The sequence below is a fragment of the Streptomyces sp. bgisy027 genome (assembly GCF_057710365.1).
This window is the reverse complement of sequence record NZ_JBYIVZ010000010.1, coordinates 1-17803: the sequence shown is the minus strand read 5'-3', so window position 1 is coordinate 17803 and position 17803 is coordinate 1. Positions and strand designations below refer to the sequence as shown.

Genomic DNA, 17803 nt, shown 5'->3' with positions numbered 1-17803 from the left:
CCGCGACGCCGTCAGCCCAGTGCCTCGTCCAGCAGCAGGCCCCACTGCGCCACCACGCGGTCGCGGCGTCCGGCGTCGTCGGTGAGGAGGTTGGCGAGGCCCAGGCCGCGTGCCATGTCCAGCACGCCCTGGACGGTTTCGCGGACGCCGGGGCGGGACTCGTCGACGCCGAGCAGGTCGACGGCTATCCGGTGGGACTCGCGGCCCACCCGGGCCTCCAGCTCGGTGACCCGGGGCCGCAGCTGGTCCTCGTTCGACGCGGCCACCCACAGGTGCAGGGCCGCGCGGAACAAGGGGCCGGTGTAGAGGTCGACCAGGGCGGAGACGACGGCCCGGCGGTCGCCCGCCGCGCCCTTGGGGAACAGGGCGCGCAGGGCTGTGGAGCGTTCCTCGGCGACATATTCGACGGCCGCGGTGAAGAGGTCCTCGCGGGTCGGGAAGTGGTGCTGGGCCGCGCCCCGGGAGACGCCGGCGCGTTCGGCGACGACGGAGACCGTGGAGCCCGCCCAGCCGTGTTCGGCGAGACAGGCCACGGCGGCTTCCAGGAGGCGTCTGCGGGTGGCGCGGCTGCGGTCCTGTTTGGGCACGCGGTCCACGCGGTCGCCGACTGTGCTCACACCACCCATTGCGGATCCCGTCGTTCGAGGAAGGCCGTCATCCCCTCGCGCGCGTCGGCGGAGGAGAACAGCCGGGCCGAGAGTGCGGTCAGGTCGGCCGCGTCCCGGTCGAAGGTTTCCAGCACCTTAGCCGTGAGCAGCGCCTTCGTCTCGGCCAGGGCCTGGGGTGCGGCCCGGCGCAGGCCGTCCAGGACGGGTTCCAGTACGGCGTCGACGTCGTCGCCCTGTGCCGTGAGCAGGCCGATCCGGGCGGCCTCCGGCGCGTCGAGGCGTTCCCCGGTGAGGTAGTAGCGGGCGACGGCGCGCGGGTCCACGCGCGGGAGCACCGGCAGGGAGATCACGGCGGGGGCCACCCCGATGCGGACCTCGGTGAAGGCGAAGGTGGCCTCGCGGGCGGCGGCGGCGATGTCGCAGGCGGTGAGCAGGCCGAGGCCGCCCGCGCGGACGTGGCCGGTGACGCGGGCGACCACGGGTTTGCGCAGCTCGACGATCTGCCGGAGCAGGGCGACCAGTGCGTCCGGATCCGGCGGGTCGCGCAGGTCGGCGCCGGCGCAGAAGGTGTTGCCGGTGTGGGTGAGGACGACGGCGCGGACGTCGGCGTCCTTGGCGCAGTCCGTCAGCGCGTCGGCCAGCTCGCCCACCAGCGCCGCGGAGAGCGCGTTGCGGGTGGCCGGCGAGTCGAGGCTGAGGGTCTCCACACCGCGCGTGCGGGTGCGGCCGATCGACGTCATGCGCTCTCCTTCGGCGCGCGCAGTTCGCGGCGCAGGATCTTGCCGGAGGCGGCGCGCGGGACACCGTCGATGAAGGTGACCTGGCGGACCCGCTTGTAGGGGGCGACGCGTTCGGCGACGTACATCATGACCTCGCCCTCGGAGAGGTCGGTCGCGGAGGGTTGGCGGACCACATAGGCGTGCGGCACCTCGTTTCCGTCGTCGTTGTAGGCGCCGACCACAGCCGCGTCCGCGATGCCGGGGTGGGTGAGCAGGAGTGCCTCCAGTTCGGCGGGGGCGACCTGGAAGCCCTTGTACTTGATGAGCTCCTTGACGCGGTCCACGACGAACAGCCAGCCGTCGGCGTCCACATGGCCGACGTCGCCGGTGTGCAGCCAGCCGTCGGGGTCGATCATCGCGGCGGTGGCGTCGGGGCGGCCGAGGTAGCCCTTCATGACCTGGGGGCCGCGGATGAGGATCTCGCCGGATTCGCCGGTGCCGAGGTCCTTGTCGGGGTCGTCGAGGGAGACGATGCGCATCTCGGTGCCGGCGATGAGCCGGCCGACGGTGCCGGCGGGCGCGTCCCGCATGGCGGCGAGCGGGACGACGTGGGTGCCCGGGGACAGTTCCGTCATGCCGTACGCCTGGCCGACCGGTGGCAGGCCGAGGCGCTGGGAGCAGGCGCCGGCGAGGTTGGCGTCCAGGGGCGCGGCGGCGCTGACGATGTACTTCAGCGACGACAGGTCGTACTGCGCGACCAGCGGGTGTTTGGCGAGGGCCAGGACGATCGGCGGGGCCACGTACAGGCCGGTGATGCGGTGGTTCTGGATGGCCGCGAGGAAGGTCTCCAGGTCGAAGCGGGGCAGGACGACGACCGTGGCGCCGACCCGCAGCGGGGCGTTCATCAGGGCGGTGAGGCCGTAGATGTGGAAGAAGGGCAGTACGGCGAGGATGCGGTCGCCGGGGCCGGCCGCGATCGCCGGTTCGAGCTGGGCGAGGTTGGTGGCGATCTGGCGGTGGGTGAGCATCACGCCCTTGGGGATGCCGGTGGTGCCGGAGGAGTACGGCAGGGCCGCGACGTCCGCGACGGGGTCGATGCCGACCTGTGGCTCGGGGGCGGCGGAGGCCAGCATGTCGATGAGCGAGCGGTGTCCGGGCGCGCTGTCGCACACGAAGATCTCCTGCACGCCGCCCGCGAGTTCGGCGGCCCGGCGCGCGCTCTCATGCAGCGGTGAGACGGTGACGATCCAGCGGGCCGCCGAGTCCTTCAGCTGCTTGGCGAACTCCTCGGGCGTGGCGAGCGGGTGCACGGTGGTGACGGAGGCACCCGCGCGCGTGGCGGCGTAGAACGCCGTGGGGAAGGCGACCGTGTTGGGGCTGTGCAGGGCGAGGATGTCGCCCTTGCGCACGCCCGCCTCGGCGAGACCGGCGGCTATGCGCCGGTGGAAGCGGTCGAGCTGTTCGTAGGTGAGGGTGGTGCCGTCCGTGCCGTCGATGAGCGCGGGGGTGTCCCCGAACTCGGCGGCCCGGCCCAGGACGGCCTCGTGGATGGGGAGTTCTACGGCCGGGACGTCTGCGTACTCGCTGCGGAACACGGTTCCTCCTCGCGACACGGCGCCGGACGGGCGCGGTCAGTACGACTTGGGCAGGCCCAGGGTCTGGTGGGAGACGTAGTTGAGAATCATCTCCCGGCTCACCGGAGCAATACGAGAGACGCGTGCCGCGGTTATCAACGAAGCGAGCCCGAATTCGCGCGTGAGGCCGTTCCCGCCGAGGGTGTGCACGGCCTGGTCGACGGCCTTCACACAGGCCTCCCCGGCCGCGTACTTGGCCATGTTGGCGGCCTCGCCCGCGCCGGCGTCGTCCCCGGCGTCGTAGAGGTGGGCCGCTTTCTGCATCATCAGGCGGGCCAGTTCCAGGTCGATGTGCGCCTGCGCCAGGGGGTGCGCGATGGCCTGGTGGGCGCCGATGGGGGCCTTCCAGACGGTGCGGTCGCGGGCGTACTCGACGGCGCGGGCGAGGGCGTAGCGGCCCATGCCGATCGCGAAGGCGGCCGTCATGATGCGTTCGGGGTTGAGGCCGGCGAAGAGCTGGAGGAGTCCCGCGTCCTCGTCGCCGACGAGGGCGTCGGCGGGGAGCCGTACGTCGTCGAGGGTCAGCTCGAACTGCTTCTCGGCGGCGCTGAGTTCCATGTCGATCTGGCGGCGCGTGAAGCCTTCGGCGTCGCGCGGGACCATGAACAGGCAGGGCTTGAGATTGCCGGTGCGGGCGTCCTCGGTGCGGCCGACGATGAGGGTGGCGTCGGCGATGTCCACGCCGGAGATGAACACTTTGCGGCCGGTCAGCAGCCAGTCCCCGGTGTCCGGGTCACGGCGGGCGGTGGTGGTGATGCGGTGGCTGTTGGAGCCGGCGTCGGGTTCGGTGATGCCGAAGGCCATGGTGCGGGTGCCGTCGGCGAGGCCGGGGAGCCACTCCTGTTTCTGTGCCTCGGTGCCGAAGCGGGCGATGACCGTGCCGCAGATCGCCGGGGACACGACCATCATCAGCAGGGGGCAGCCCGCGGCGCCGAGTTCTTCGAGGACGATGGAGAGTTCGGCTATGCCGCCGCCTCCGCCGCCGTACGCCTCCGGCAGGTTGACGCCGAGGTAGCCGAGTTTGGCGGCCTCGGTCCAGAGGGCCTCGCGCTCGTAGGTGCGGCCGTGGCGTTTGCCGAGGGCGGCTACCGCGGATCGTAGGGCCTTGTGTTCTTCGGTTTCGATCGTGGCCATGTGACTCCTTCGTCGTGGCTGGTCGCGCTCACGCGGCGGCAGCCGCACATTGATACAGCCCCGCGCCCCTAGGCTTCTTGCACTACCGCCAGCAAGGCGCCGACCGTCACCTGCTGGCCAGGTACGGCGTGCAGGGCGCTCAGCGTTCCCGAGGACGGCGCTGTGATCTTGTGTTCCATCTTCATCGCCTCCAGCCACAGGAGGGGCTGACCGGCCTCTACGGCCGATCCCTCCGTCAGGCCCTCGGCCACGCGCACCACCGTTCCCGGCATCGGTGCGAGCAGCGAGCCCGGCGCGTGCTGGGCCGTCGGGTCGGGGAAGCGGGGCAGCGCCGTCAGGCGGGTGGTGTTGACGTGGATCTCGTCGCCGTATCTCGCGACCTCGAAGTTCCTTCGTACGCCGTCCACTTCGAGTACGACCAGGGCGGCGCCCGCGTGTACCACGCGCACTCCGTCGGCCTCCAGGCCCGTGCGGGTGTGGCGGTAGTGGACCTCGGTCTCCTCGCCGGCCATCAGGTAGCGCTTGGTCTGGGGCCGGGAGGGGACGTTGCGGAAGCCGCCGAAGCGGGAGCGGGCGTGGGTGTCGGCGAGGGCCGCGGCGAGGGGGGCGTGCGGGTCGGGGGCCGGCTCGGTGAGTTCGGTGAGGTGGCGGTCGTAGAAGCCGGTGTCCATGCGGGCGGTCGTGAACTCCTTGTGCCGCAGGGAGTTCACCAGGAGGTCGCGGTTGGTGGGCGGGCCGTGGACGGCGGCGCGGGCCAGGGCGCCGGCGAGGGCGCGGATCGCCTCCGCGCGCGTGGGGGCGTGGGCGACGGCCTTGGCGAGCATCGGGTCGTAGTGGACGCCGATCTCGTCGCCGTCGGTGAAGCCGGTGTCGAGGCGGATGCCGGCGGGGACGGCGAGGCGGTGCAGGGTGCCGGTCTGCGGGGCCCAGTCGCGGGCCGGGTCCTCGGCGTACAGGCGGGCCTCGACGGCGTGGCCACGCGCGTGTGGCGGTTCGTCGTCGAGGGCGTGTCCTTCGGCGACGCGGAGCTGCAGGGCGACCAGGTCGACGCCGTACACGGCCTCGGTGACGGGGTGTTCGACCTGCAGGCGGGTGTTCATCTCCAGGAAGTGCGCGGTGTCGCCGGCGACGAGGAACTCGACGGTGCCCGCGCCGACGTAGCCGACGGCCCGCGCGGCGCGTACCGCCATCTCGTACAGGGAGTCGGTGAGTTCGGGGGTCAGGCCCGGTGCCGGGGCCTCCTCGATCACCTTCTGGTGGCGGCGCTGGAGGGAGCAGTCACGGGTGCCGAGGGCCCAGACGGTGCCGTGGGTGTCGGCGAGGATCTGCACCTCGACGTGCCGGCCGTCCTCCAGGTAGGGCTCGACGAAGACCTCGCCGTCGCCGAAGGCGCTGTGGGCCTCGGCGCGCGCGGCCTGGAGTTCGGCGTCCAGGTCGGCGAGTCGCCGTACGACGCGCATGCCGCGTCCGCCGCCGCCCGCGGCCGCCTTCACCAGGACCGGCAGGTCGGCCTCGGTGACCTCGCGCAGCGGCTGGACGCCCATCAGTTCCTTGGCGCGCGTCTTGGACGCCATCGCCTCGATCGCCTCCGGGGCCGGCCCGATCCAGGTGAGTCCGGCGTCGAGGACCGCGCGGGCGAAGCCGGGGTTCTCGGAGAGGAAGCCGTAGCCGGGGTGCACGGCGTCCGCGCCGGCGGCGAGCGCCGCCTTCACGATCAGGTCGCCGCGCAGATACGTGTCGGAGGGCGCCGCCCCCGGCAGCCGTACCGCGGTGTCGGCCACGCGCGTGTGGAGGGCGTTCGCGTCGGCGTCCGAGTGCACGGCGACCGTCCGGATTCCCAACTCACGGCAGGTGCGGAAGACCCGGCAGGCGATCTCGCCCCGGTTGGCCACGAGTACAGAAGTGATCACTGGTGGTCCCTCACATCCGGAAGACGCCGAAGCCACCGCGCGCGCCCTCGTAGGGCGCGGTGTGGATGGCGGACAGACACATGCCGAGGACCGTGCGGGTGTCGCGCGGGTCGATGACTCCGTCGTCGTACAGCCGCCCGGACAGGAACATCGGCAGGGACTCGGACTCGATCTGCTGCTCCACCATCGCCCGCAGCGCCGCGTCGCCCTCTTCGTCGTACGGCTGCCCCTTCGCGGCGGCCGACTGGCGGGCGACGATCGACAGGACACCGGCGAGCTGCTGCGGGCCCATGACGGCGGACTTGGCGCTGGGCCACGCGAACAGGAAGCGGGGGTCGTAGGCGCGGCCGCACATGCCGTAGTGCCCGGCTCCGTAGGACGCGCCCATGAGGACCGAGAGGTGGGGCACGCGGCTGTTGCTGACCGCGTTGATCATCATCGCGCCGTGCTTGATGATGCCGCCCTGTTCGTACTGGCTGCCCACCATGTAGCCGGTGGTGTTGTGCAGGAACAGCAGCGGGATGTCGCGCTGGTTGGCGAGCTGGATGAACTGCGCGGCCTTCTGGGACTCCTCGCTGAACAGGACTCCCTGGGCGTTGGCGAGCACGCCGATGGGATAGCCGTGCAGGGAGGCCCAGCCGGTGGTCAGGCTGGTGCCGTACATCGGCTTGAACTCGTCGAAGTCGGAGGCGTCGACGATCCGGGCGACGACCTCACGCGGGTCGAAGGGGGTGCGCAGGTCGCCCGGCACGATCCCGAGCAGCTCCTCGGCGTCGTACTTGGGCGGCTCGGCCGGGCCCGGATCGCCGTACGCCTTGCGGTGATTGAGGCGGGCGACCACGCGTCGCGCCTGGCGCAGGGCGTCCGGTTCGTCGACGGCGAAGTAGTCCGCGAGACCCGACACGCGCGCGTGCATCTCCGCACCGCCGAGGGACTCGTCGTCGCTCTCCTCGCCGGTCGCCATCTTCACCAGGGGCGGGCCGCCGAGGAACACCTTGGCGCGCTCCTTGACCATGATCACGTGGTCGGACATGCCGGGGACGTACGCGCCGCCGGCCGTCGAGTTGCCGAAGACGACCGCGACGGTGGGGATCCCGGCCGCCGACAGCCGCGTCAGGTCCCGGAAGATCGCGCCGCCGGGGATGAAGATCTCCTTCTGCGACGGCAGGTCGGCGCCGCCGGACTCCACGAGGTTGATCACCGGCAGCCGGTTGACGAGCGCGATGTCGTTCGCGCGCAAAGCCTTCTTCAGCGACCAGGGGTTGCTCGCCCCGCCGCGCACGGTCGGGTCGTTGGCGGTGATCAGGCACTCCACGCCCTCGACGGTCCCGATGCCGGTGACGAGGGACGCGCCGACGGCGTAGTCGCTGCCCCAGGCCGCCAGCGGGGACAGCTCCAGGAACGGGGTGTCGGGGTCGAGGAGCAGCTCGATGCGCTCGCGGGCGAGCAGCTTGCCGCGCCCCCGGTGCCGTTCGACGTACTTGGGGCCGCCGCCGGCGAGGGCCTTGGCGTGCTCGGTGCCGAGTTCGGCGAGCTTGGTGAGCATGGTCTCGCGATGGGCCCGGTAGTCGGAGCCGTTGGTGTCCAGGGTGGACGGCAGCACGGTCACAGCAGGATCTCCGGGATGTCCAGGTGGCGGGAGCGCAGCCACTCGCCGAGGGCCTTGGCCTGCGGGTCGAAGCGGTGCTGGGCGGCGACGCCCTCGCCGAGGATTCCTTCGACGACGAAGTTGAGGGCGCGGAGGTGGGGCAGGGCGTGCCGGGTGACCTTCAACTCGCGGCTCTCGGGGATCAGCTGCCGGAACCGGTCGACCGTGAGCTCATGGGCGAGCCACCGCCAGGCGTCGTCCGAACGCACCCAGACGCCGACGTTGGCGTTCCCGCCCTTGTCCCCGCTGCGGGCTCCCGCAACGAGCCCGAGCGCGGCCCGCTTGGTGGGCCCGTGCGACAGCGGCTGCGGCAGTGGCGGCTCGGGCACTTCATCGAGTACGACGGTGTCGTGGGCCGGCGGCACAGGGATCCGGCGTCCGTCGTGGAGGACGGCCACATGGTCGACGCCACCTTGGGGGACGTACACATCCTCGAAGACCCCATAGGGCGAGCCCTTTCCGGGTGGGGCCAGCACATGGAAACCGGGGTAGCCGGCGAGCGCCAGCTCGATCGCGGCGCCGCTCAGCGCCCGGCCGACGGGCTCCTGGGACGGGTCGCGCACGACGAGCCGCAGCAGCGCGCTCGCCGTCTCCTCGCTGGGGGCGTCGGGCCGGTCGGTGCGCACCAGGTCCCAGCGGACCTCGGCGGGCGGCGACTTGGCGAGCGCGTCGGTCAGCTGCTCGCGCACGAGGGCGGCCTTGGCCTCGATGTCGAGGCCGGTGAGCACGAAGGTGACCTCGTTGCGGAAGCCGCCGAGGCGGTTGACGCCGACCTTGAGCGTCGGCGGCGGAGCCTCGCCCCGCACGCCCTCGACACGGACGCGGTCCGGTCCGTCCTGGGTGAGCCGCACGGTGTCCAGGCGGGCGGTGACGTCCGGCCCGGCGTAGCGGGCGCCCGCCGTCTCGTACAGCAGCTGGGCGGTGACGGTGCCGACGTCGACGAAGCCGCCGGTGCCGGGGTGCTTGGTGATGACGCAGGTGCCGTCCTCGTGCAGCTCGGCGAGCGGGAAGCCGGGTCGCCGCAGATCGGCGCCTCTGTCGGAAGCCTCGTGGAAGAAGGCGTAGTTGCCGCCGGTGGCCTGCGCCCCGCACTCCAGCACATGTCCGGCGACCACGGCTCCCGCGAGCCGGTCGTGGTCGCCGGGGCCCCACCCGAAGTGGGCGGCGGCCGGTCCGGTGACGAGGGCCGCGTCGGTCACCCGGCCGGTGACGACGACGTCGGCGCCCTCCCGCAGACACGCGGCGATCCCGAAGCCGCCGAGGTAGGCGTGCGCGGCGAGGCTGCCGGGATTGGCGGCGGTGAGGTCGTCGCCCTCCACATGGGCGACCCGCACGGGCAGGCCGAGCCGGTCGGCCAGTTGCCGTACGGCGTCCGCCAGTCCGGCCGGGTTGAGGCCGCCGGCGTTGGCGACGATCCGCACGCCGCGCTCCCGGGCGAGGCCGAGGCACTCCTCCAGCTGCCGCAGGAAGGTGCGGGCGTATCCGGCGCCGGGGTCCTTCAGCCGGTCGCGGCCGAGGATCAGCATGGTGAGCTCGGCGAGGTAGTCGCCGGTGACGACGTCCAGTTCGCCGCCGGTGAGCATCTCGCGCATGGCGTCGAAGCGGTCGCCGTAGAAGCCGGAGGCGTTGCCGATGCGCAGCGGGCGGGGTTGCCGCGTCACCGCGTCGCCCCCTTCGGCGCGCGGCCCTCTCCGGGTGGGCCGGCGAAGACCTGGGCGATGTCGAACCAGCGGTCGGCGTCCGGGCCTTCGGCGCGCAGCGCGAGGTCGGAGCGGTGCGCGCGCTGGGTGACCAGGAGGCAGAAGTCGAGCGCGGGGCCGGTGACCCGCTGCGAGGCGTCCTCGGGGCCGTACGTCCACAACTCGCCGGAAGGTGCGACGAGTTCGATGCGGAAGTCGTCGAGCGGCGTCGGGAGCCCGTTCGCACCGAAGGCGAAGTCACGCGTGCGTACCCCGATCCACACCACATGCCTGAGCCGGTCGGTGGGTGTGCGCACCACACCGAGTGCGTCGGCGATGTCCAGACCGTGGGCCCAGGTCTCCATGAGCCGGGCCGTACCCATGGAGGCGGTCGACATGGGCGGGCCGTACCAGGGGACCTTCATGCCGGGCGGGGCCTCGCGCAACGCCGTGTCCAGGGCGACCCGTCCCTCCCGCCACCGCGCCAGCAGTTCGGCGGGCGGCAGCGCGGCGCCCTCCTCGGCGCCGTTGTCCACGAAGGACCCCGGCGACTTCAGCGCCTCCTCCACCAGTTGGTGGAACGCCTGCACGTCGGTCACCGCCAGCAGCGCCGAGTGGTCCGTCCAGGCGAGGTGCGCGATCTGGTGGGCGACGGTCCAGCCGGGGGCCGGTGTGGCGAGCGCCCACTGCTCGGGGCTCGAATCGGCCACGAGCCGTTCGAGCTCCTCGCTCTCCTCGCGCAGATCGTCGAACACGGGCGTCGGATCGGACACGGTGCGCTCCCCTCGGGGCACGGCGGTGTGCGGTGTGGTGCGGCGTGGTGTGGTGCGGCGTGGTGTGGTGCGGCGTGGTGCGGTGCGGCGTGGTGCGGTGCGGCGTGGTGCGGTGCGGCGTGGTGCGGCGTGGTGCGGTGCGGCGTGGTGTGGTGCGGTGCGGTGCGGTGCGGCGTGGTGCGGTGCGGTGCAGTGCGGCGTGGTGAGGAGCATGGCAGCGGGATGGAAAACAAGCAAGCGTGCTTGCATTAATTCGACGCGAGTGCGCTCGCGCCACTTGCGAGTGTGCACCGCTCACATGTGGATCGGGCACATGTGGATCAGGCACATGTGGATCGGGATCAGGCACATGTCGATCACGCACACAGGCCACGTCGGGGGAGACACATGGATGAGCAACCGGAACCCGGGCGGGCAGCCGCCCTACGACCCGAACGGCGGATGCCGGGCGCCCCGGTCTCGGTGACCGCGGTGGGCCTGTGGGAACTGAGCCGACTGCGCTCCCGGCACGGTCCGGTCGTGCGGGATCTGCTGATGCGTGAGGGGGCGCCGAGGGCTGGGGCGGCCGCGTAGCCGACGGCGCGGTCGCGACGCCGGAGCCCGGGGCTTCGGCGTGACCCGGTAGCCGCCGCCGGTCCCGCCCCGCGCGACGGCCGACGTGCCGGCCCGGGAACGTGCCTAGCGGTTCTCGGGCTCGGCGACCGCAACAGGTTCGGCGACGGCGGCAGCCCCGGCGGCAGCGGCGGAACCGACGGCCGCCACGGAGTCGGCGGCGGCTGCCGCGACGGGCTCGGCGGCGGCTGTCGCGGCGGGCTCGGCATCCGGGAGCTTCGCCTTGCCCCGTCCCACCTGGGTCCGCACCGCTCCCATGCTCGCCGCGATGACCAGGGCGATGGCGAGGGCCTGCAGGGCGGAGAGGGCCTGGTCGAGGATGAGGAAGCCAGCGGTGGCGGCGACGGCCGGTTCCAGGCTCATCAGGATGGCGAAGGTCGCCGCGGGCAGTCGGCGCAGGGCGAGAAGTTCGAGGGTGTAGGGCAGGACCGAGGAGAGGATCGCCACCGCCGCGCCCAGCCCGATGGTCACCGGGTCGGTGAGCTTCGTACCGGATTCGGCGATGCCCAGGGGCAGGAACAGCACGGCTCCCACCGCCATCGCGAGGGCGAGTCCGTCGGCCTGGGGGAAGCGTCGTCCCGTGCGGGCGCTGAAGACTATGTAGGCGGCCCACATGGCGCCGGCAGCCAGGGCGAATACGACACCTATGGGATCGAGGCTGTCGAAGCCTCCGCCGCCGAGGAGGAAGACGCCTGCGAGGGCCAGTCCGGCCCAGACGAAGTTGACGGCGCGGCGCGAGCTCAGGACGGAGAGCGCGAGCGGGCCGAGGACCTCCAGGGTGACCGCGGGACCCAGGGGGATGCGGGCCACCGACTGGTAGAAGAGGCCGTTCATCGCGGCCATGGTGATGCCGAAGACGATCACCGTGCCCCAGTCGGTGCGGGAGTGGCCGCGCAGCCGGGGACGGCAGACCACCAGCAGAACGATCGCCGCGACCAGCAGCCGCAGCGCCACCACACCGAGCGCACCGGCCCGCGGCATCAGGCTGACCGCGAGGGCGCCGCCGAACTGCACCGAGATCCCGCCGGCCAGCACCAGGCCCACGGGACCGAGCGAACCCCAGCGACGCGGGGCACCGGCCGACGGCTCCGGGACGGCCCGGGTGAGGGTCGGTGAGGGCGTGGCGGCGGCGTCAGGGGTGCTCACGGGCGTTCCAGGGGCTCGACTCGGGTTCGTTCATCGCACTGCACTTCCGAGTCCAGGGTAGTGGACTCCGTCAGGTGTGTGAACCTGTTATGCCACTGTCCCAGAGTGTGGACCGGCGGGCGGGCGCAGCAGGGCCCGAAGGCGGGGTGGGGTGGTGGTGGCGCCGGCGGTGACTAGCGGCGCGCCATGTACAAGTCCAGTGCCTTGTGCAGCATCCGGTTGAGCGGGAAGTCCCACTCCCCCAGGTACTCGACCGCCTCACCGCCGGCGCCCACCTTGAACCGCAGCAGGCCCAGCAGGTGGTCGGACTCCTCCAGCGTGTCGGTGATGCCTCGGAAGTCGTAGACGGCGGCGCCGAGTTCATGGGCGTCGGTCATCATGCGCCACTGCATGGCGTTGTTGGGCTGGACCTCGCGCTTGCGGCTGGTGGAGGCGCCGTAGGAGTACCAGACGTGCTCGCCCACGGTCAGCATCGTGGCGGCGGCGAGGGTGTCGCCGTCGTGGTGGGCGAGGTAGAGCCGCATCCGGTCGGGGTGCTCGGCGGTGAGGGCGGTGAACATGCGCTGGAAGTAGGGCAGCGGGCGCGGGATGAAACGGTCGCGCTCGGCGGTCTCGACGTAGAGGTCGTAGAACACGGGCAGGTCCTCGTAGCCGCCCTGCACGACCTTCACGCCCGCCTTCTCGGCCTTCTTGATGTTGCGCCGCCACTGCTGGTTGAGGCCGCGGTGGATGTCGTCCGGCGTCCGGCCGGCGAACGGCACCTGGCAGACGTAGCGCGGCTGGCCGGCGGCGAAGCCGTCCTCGCCGCCGGGTTCGGTCTGCCGCCAGCCGGACCGCCGCAGCCGGTCGGCGATGTCCTGGGCGCCCGGTCCGTACGACGTCGGCTCCGCGTCCCGCAGCCGTCGGGCGGCCGGGTCCGCGATGGCCGCCTTGACCGCCTCGGTGCTCCAGCGCCGCGCGACGACGGGCGGACCCATCTTCACGGAGAAGGCGCCCTGGCCCTTGAGGTACGCAAGCATCGGCTCCAGCCACCGCTCCACGAGGTCGGGCGCGTGCCAGTCGATCAGCGGGCCCTCGGGCAGATACGCCAGGTAGCGCTTCAGCTTCGGCAGCGGCCGGTAGAGCACGAGCCCCGCGCCCGTCAGGCGCCCCTCCTCGTCGAACCAGCCGACGCTCTCCGCTCTCCAGTCCGGCTTCACGTCGCCCCAGGACGGGACCTGCATGTGGCTGGCGGACGGGCGTGCCGCGACGAAGGCCAGATGCTCGTCGCGGGTGATGGGCCGGAGGAGGAGGGGCATGGGCGGGCTCCCTGTCGGTGCCGGGCGAGGCGGCCGGGGTCGACGGCCGCGACCTCAGAGGTCGAACAAGCTGGTGATCATCCAGCCTATGCGGGCCCCCGCACGGCCTCACCTCGTAGGCGCGGCTCCCTCACGATCGGCGTACACCCCCTGGCCGACGGCCATGCAGTCCCCAGGGGCGCGGGGACCTGCGCGACCAGCCCCCACTCACCCGCACCCACCACACCCCCCGTCCCCCCTCCCCGATACCCCTGTCACCCCCGTCACCACCCCCCGTCACCCCCCGTAACCACCCCCCACCACCCCCAACTACCCAGACGACCCCAGCCCCTCCACCAGCCCCTCCACCAACACCTCCTCCAACACCTCCGCCAAATGCCGCCCCCGCACCCCCGCCAACTGCTCCAACTGCGTCCGGCAGGAGAACCCGTCCGCCAGCACCACAGCCCCTTCCTGCGCTCCCCGCACCGCCGGCAGCACCTGTTCCTCCGCGCACGCCACCGACACCTCGTAGTGCCCCTTCTCGAAGCCGAAGTTGCCCGCGAGGCCGCAGCAGCCACCGCTCAGCTCCCCTGACAGTCCCGCGGCCTCGCGCAGGCGGCGGTCGGGCGTGTCTCCCAGGACCGCGTGCTGGTGGCAGTGGGTCTGGCCGACCACGGACCGTTCGACGCGGGGCGGCGTCCAGTCGGGTGCGAGCCGCTCCAACGCCTCCGCGAAGGTCAGAACCCGGTCGGCCAGCCGACGGGCCCGGGGATCGTCGTGCAGCAGTTCCGGCAGGTCCGAGCGCAGGGCCGCGGCACAGCTCGGCTCCAGGACCACGACCGGCGCGGCCGTCCCCAGCACCGGCTCCATCAGGTCGAGCGTGCGCCGCAGCACCGCGCGGGCCCGGTCGAGCTGCCCCGTGGAGACGTACGTCAGGCCGCAGCACACCCGCTCCCGGCCGCGCACCAGCGACACCGGGTCCATCGCCACCCTCACCCCCTCCCCGCCGCCGGACGGTGTCCGCCACCGCACCGTCGGCGGCAGCGCCACCCGCAGCCCGGCCGCCTCCAGCACCCGTACGGCCGCCTGCCCCACGGACGGTGACAGGTGTTCGGTGAAGGTGTCCGGCCACAGGAGGACGAGGTCGCCGCCGGTGCCGACGGGGGCCCTCTCCCGCCGCTCCCACCAGCGGCTGAACGTCCGTGCCGCCAGCCGCGGGATGTCCCGCTCCGGCGCGATCCCGCCGAGCCGCTTCGCCACCCACGCAAAGGGCCGTACGGCGGCGAGGGCGTTGACCAGCGGGGCGGTACGCGTGCGTGCCACGAGGCGCAGCCACTGCGGCAGCCGGCCCATGCTGTGGTGCGCGGCCGGGCGCCTGCGGCCCTCGTAGTGGTGGTGCAGGAACTCCGCCTTGTACGTGGCCATGTCGACCTCGACCGGGCAGTCGGACCGGCAGCCCTTGCAGCCCAGGCACAGGTCGAGTGCGTCACGCACCTCGGTCGAGCGCCATCCGTCGGTCACCAGTTCCCCGGCGAGCATCTCGTGCAGCAGCCGGGCACGGCCGCGGGTGGAGTGCTCCTCCTCGCCGGTCGCCCGGAACGACGGGCACATGACGGCCGGGCCCGCCGCCGATGTCGTACGGCACTTGGCGACCCCGACGCAGCGCCGTACGGCCGCCGAGAAGTCGCCGCCGTCGGCCGGGTAGCCGAACGCGACGTCCACCGGCTCGCGGGGCAGGACGGAGAAGCGGAGGTTGGTGTCGAGGGGCGCCGGGCGCACCAGCATCCCCGGGTTGAGCAGGTCGTCGGGGTCCCACACCCCCTTGGCCCGTTCGAAGAGCCGGACCATGTCGTGGCCGTACATCTTCGGCAGCAGCTCGGCACGTGCCTGCCCGTCCCCGTGCTCCCCGGACAGCGAGCCGCCGTGCGCCACGACGACCTCGGCGAGTTCCTGCGAGAACCGCCGGAAAGCGGCGACCCCGCTCTCCGTCAGCAGGTCGAAGTCGATACGGACGTGGATGCAGCCGTCCCCGAAATGCCCGTACGGCGTCCCGCGCAGCCCGTGCGCGGTCAGCAGCGCCCGGAAGTCCCGCAGGTACGCCCCGAGCCGGTGCGGCGGCACCGCGCAGTCCTCCCAGCCGGGCCACGCCTCTCCCCCGGGCTTTCGGCTTCGCTCAAGCGGGGAGGTGCCCCCACCATCCGCCAAACGGGTCGCCATCCCGCTGGCGTCCTCCCAGCCGGGCCACGCCTCTCCCCCGAGCTTTCGGCTTCGCTCAAGCGGGGAGGTGCCCCCACCATCCGCCAAACGGGTCGCCGTCCCGCTGGCGTCCTCCCGGATGCGCCACAGGGCCCGCTGCCCGTCCGGGTCGGTGACGACCGTCGACCCGACGACGTCGGCGGCCCGCACGATCGCCTCCGCACGCGCGCGTGCCTCGGCCTCCGACTCCCCGCCGGTCTCGACGAACAGCCAGGCGCCGCCCCTGGGCAGCAGCTCCGCCGAGGGCACCAGGTCGGCGGCCATGCCCTCCACGGTCAGCGGCCCGTACGGCAGCAGCCCGGCGGCGGCCTCGGCGGCCGCGCTCTCGTCGCCGTACCCCAGCACGGCCAGCGCACGCGCGCGTGGCGCCTCGACGAGCCGTACGACGGCCTCGGTGAGGATGCCCAGGGTGCCCTCACTGCCGCAGAAGGAACGGGCGACGTCGGCGCCCTTCTCGGGCAGCAGCGCGTCGAGCGCGTAGCCGGAGATACGGCGGGGCAGCTCGGGGAAGCCGGTGCGCAGCCGGGCCAGTTCCCCGTCCACCAGCTCCCGCAGCCCCTGCGGCGCGCCGGCCCAGTCCTGTCCGAGCCGCAGCCGCTCCCCGCGCGCGCTGATGACGTCCAGCTCCCGCACGCTGTCGGCGGTGGTGCCCCAGGCCACCGAGTGCGAGCCGCAGGAGTTGTTGCCGATCATGCCGCCGAGAGTGCAGCGGCTGTGCGTGGAGGGGTCGGGTCCGAAGCGGAGGCCGTGCGGGGCGGCGGCTTCCTGGAGCCGGTCGAGGACGAGGCCGGGCTGGACCACGGCGGTGCGGGTGTCCGGGTCCAGGGACACGAGTCGGTTCATGTGCCGGGTGAAGTCCAGGACGATGCCGGTGCCCGTGGCCTGCCCGGCGATCGACGTACCGCCACCCCGTGCCACCACCGGCACCATGTGGTCCCGACACACCCTCAGTACGGTGGCGACGTCATCGGCGTCATGTGGTGCGACCACACCGAGTGGGACTCGCCGGTAGTTGGAGGCGTCCATCGTCGTCAACGCCCGAGCGGTGACGTCGAACCTGACCTCGCCCTGGACGGCCTTGCGCAGCTCTGCCTCAAGTTCCGACATACGTCCACTCAATCAGCCCGGCCGGTAATCGATCAGCCCGTCCGGCGTTTGAGGACGAGGACCTTTCGGGCCGAAGCGGGGGTCAGGGGGCGGCAGCCCCCAGGTCCGACGCCCGCCGAAACGCCGTCTCACCCGACGGACGAGGTTTCACCCAGGTTTCCCGAAACGGCTAACCTCACCCCGTGGCTGAGATCCAGATTCCCGCTGACATCAAGCCCGCCGACGGACGTTTCGGCGCGGGCCCCTCCAAGGTGCGGACGGAAGCGCTGGACGCGCTGGCCGCGACCGGAGCCTCCCTCCTCGGTACCTCCCACCGCCAGGCACCCGTCAAGAACCTGGTCGGCCAGGTGCGCGAGGGCATCCGCGAGCTGTTCCAGCTGCCGGACGGCTACGAGGTGATCCTCGGCAACGGCGGCTCCACCGCGTTCTGGGACATCGCGACGCACGGCCTGATCGAGAACAAGTCGCAGCACCTCACCTTCGGTGAGTTCAGCTCCAAGTTCGCCAAGGCCGCCAAGCTCGCCCCGTGGCTCGCCGAGCCCGACGTCATCACCAGCGACCCGGGCACGCACCCGGAGCCGGTCGCCGAGACGGGCGTCGACGTCTACGCCTTCACCCACAACGAGACGTCCACCGGTGTGGCCATGCCGATCAAGCGCGTGGCCGGCGCCGACGAGGGCGCGCTGGTCCTGGTCGACGCCACCTCGGGCGCCGGCGGCCTGCCGGTCGACGTCTCCGAGACGGACGTCTACTACTTCGCCCCGCAGAAGTCCTTCGCCTCCGACGGCGGCCTGTGGATCGGCGTCTTCTCCCCGGCCGCGATCGAGCGCGCCGAGCGCATCCACGCGTCCGGCCGCCACATCCCGGAGTTCTTCAGCCTCCCCACGGCGATCGACAACTCCCGCAAGAACCAGACGTACAACACCCCGGCTCTCTCGACCCTGTTCCTGCTGAACCAGCAGCTGGAGTGGATCAACGGCCAGGGCGGCCTGGACTGGGCGGTGCGCCGCACGGCCACCTCCGCCCGCACGCTGTACGGCTGGGCCGAGGACATCAAGTACGCCAACCCGTTCGTCACCGACCCGGCCAAGCGCTCGGCGGTCATCGGCACGATCGACTTCACCGACGAGGTCGACGCGGCGGCCGTCGCCAAGGTCCTCCGCGCCAACGGCATCGTCGACACCGAGCCCTACCGCAAGCTCGGCCGCAACCAGCTCCGCGTGGCGATGTTCCCGGCGATCGACCCGGCGGACATCGAGGCACTGACGAAGTGCGTGGACTACGTGATCGAGAAGCT

General features: G+C 72.5%; 13 protein-coding genes. 2 read left to right on the top strand and 11 right to left on the bottom strand.

What is annotated here, in order from left to right; all coding sequences use genetic code 11:
• Positions 1 to 11: 11 nt before the first annotated feature.
• The 8 genes from AC3ETA_RS12605 to AC3ETA_RS12570 form a co-directional block, all read right to left on the bottom strand.
• Positions 12 to 626 carry a TetR/AcrR family transcriptional regulator gene (locus tag AC3ETA_RS12605; protein WP_432192940.1) on the bottom strand — a complete coding sequence of 205 codons (615 nt, stop codon included), beginning with the start codon at positions 624 to 626 and terminating at the stop codon, positions 12 to 14.
• Positions 614 to 1348 carry an enoyl-CoA hydratase family protein gene (locus AC3ETA_RS12600; RefSeq protein ID WP_432192939.1) on the bottom strand — a complete coding sequence of 245 codons (735 nt, stop codon included), beginning with the start codon at positions 1346 to 1348 and terminating at the stop codon, positions 614 to 616. The genes AC3ETA_RS12605 and AC3ETA_RS12600 overlap by 13 nt, the downstream gene beginning before the upstream one ends.
• Positions 1345 to 2922, bottom strand: coding sequence for a 4-coumarate--CoA ligase family protein (locus tag AC3ETA_RS12595; protein WP_432192938.1), 1578 nt, complete (start codon positions 2920 to 2922; stop codon positions 1345 to 1347). Before AC3ETA_RS12595 ends, AC3ETA_RS12600 begins: the two co-directional genes overlap by 4 nt.
• Positions 2923 to 2958: 36 nt before the next feature.
• A complete protein-coding gene (locus tag AC3ETA_RS12590; RefSeq protein ID WP_432192937.1) occupies positions 2959 to 4095 on the bottom strand; it encodes an acyl-CoA dehydrogenase family protein in 1137 nt (378 codons plus the stop codon).
• A 68-nt stretch (positions 4096 to 4163) separates the two neighbouring features.
• Positions 4164 to 6005, bottom strand: a complete 1842-nt coding sequence (locus tag AC3ETA_RS12585) for an acetyl/propionyl/methylcrotonyl-CoA carboxylase subunit alpha (protein ID WP_432192936.1) — start codon at positions 6003 to 6005, stop codon at positions 4164 to 4166.
• A 10-nt stretch (positions 6006 to 6015) separates the two neighbouring features.
• The gene (locus tag AC3ETA_RS12580; RefSeq protein WP_432192935.1) at positions 6016 to 7614 is read right to left on the bottom strand and encodes an acyl-CoA carboxylase subunit beta; all 1599 of its coding nucleotides are present in this window, start codon (positions 7612 to 7614) and stop codon (positions 6016 to 6018) included.
• Positions 7611 to 9314 carry an acyclic terpene utilization AtuA family protein gene (locus AC3ETA_RS12575; RefSeq protein ID WP_432192934.1) on the bottom strand — a complete coding sequence of 568 codons (1704 nt, stop codon included), beginning with the start codon at positions 9312 to 9314 and terminating at the stop codon, positions 7611 to 7613. The genes AC3ETA_RS12580 and AC3ETA_RS12575 overlap by 4 nt, the downstream gene beginning before the upstream one ends.
• The gene (locus AC3ETA_RS12570) at positions 9311 to 10105 is read right to left on the bottom strand and encodes a TIGR03084 family metal-binding protein (protein WP_432193084.1); all 795 of its coding nucleotides are present in this window, start codon (positions 10103 to 10105) and stop codon (positions 9311 to 9313) included. The genes AC3ETA_RS12575 and AC3ETA_RS12570 overlap by 4 nt, the downstream gene beginning before the upstream one ends.
• Before the next feature lie 387 nt (positions 10106 to 10492).
• Between AC3ETA_RS12570 and AC3ETA_RS12565 the strand changes: the two genes are divergently transcribed.
• A complete protein-coding gene (locus AC3ETA_RS12565) occupies positions 10493 to 10678 on the top strand; it encodes a hypothetical protein (RefSeq protein ID WP_432192933.1) in 186 nt (61 codons plus the stop codon).
• 105 nt (positions 10679 to 10783) lie between these two features.
• On the opposite strand, the gene AC3ETA_RS12560 is transcribed toward AC3ETA_RS12565, so the two are convergent.
• The 3 genes from AC3ETA_RS12560 to AC3ETA_RS12550 form a co-directional block, all read right to left on the bottom strand.
• Complete coding sequence (locus tag AC3ETA_RS12560) at positions 10784 to 11863, bottom strand: EamA family transporter (protein ID WP_432192932.1); 1080 nt, start codon at positions 11861 to 11863, stop codon at positions 10784 to 10786.
• Between the two features lie 173 nt (positions 11864 to 12036).
• Positions 12037 to 13161 carry a lipid II:glycine glycyltransferase FemX gene (locus AC3ETA_RS12555; RefSeq protein WP_432192931.1) on the bottom strand — a complete coding sequence of 375 codons (1125 nt, stop codon included), beginning with the start codon at positions 13159 to 13161 and terminating at the stop codon, positions 12037 to 12039.
• A gap of 309 nt (positions 13162 to 13470) precedes the next feature.
• On the bottom strand, positions 13471 to 16506 hold the full coding sequence (locus AC3ETA_RS12550; RefSeq protein WP_432192930.1) for an FAD-binding and (Fe-S)-binding domain-containing protein: 3036 nt from the start codon (positions 16504 to 16506) through the stop codon (positions 13471 to 13473).
• A gap of 182 nt (positions 16507 to 16688) precedes the next feature.
• Between AC3ETA_RS12550 and serC the strand changes: the two genes are divergently transcribed.
• On the top strand, positions 16689 to 17803 hold a 1115-nt coding region (gene serC, locus AC3ETA_RS12545; protein WP_432192929.1), incomplete at its 3' end, for a phosphoserine transaminase.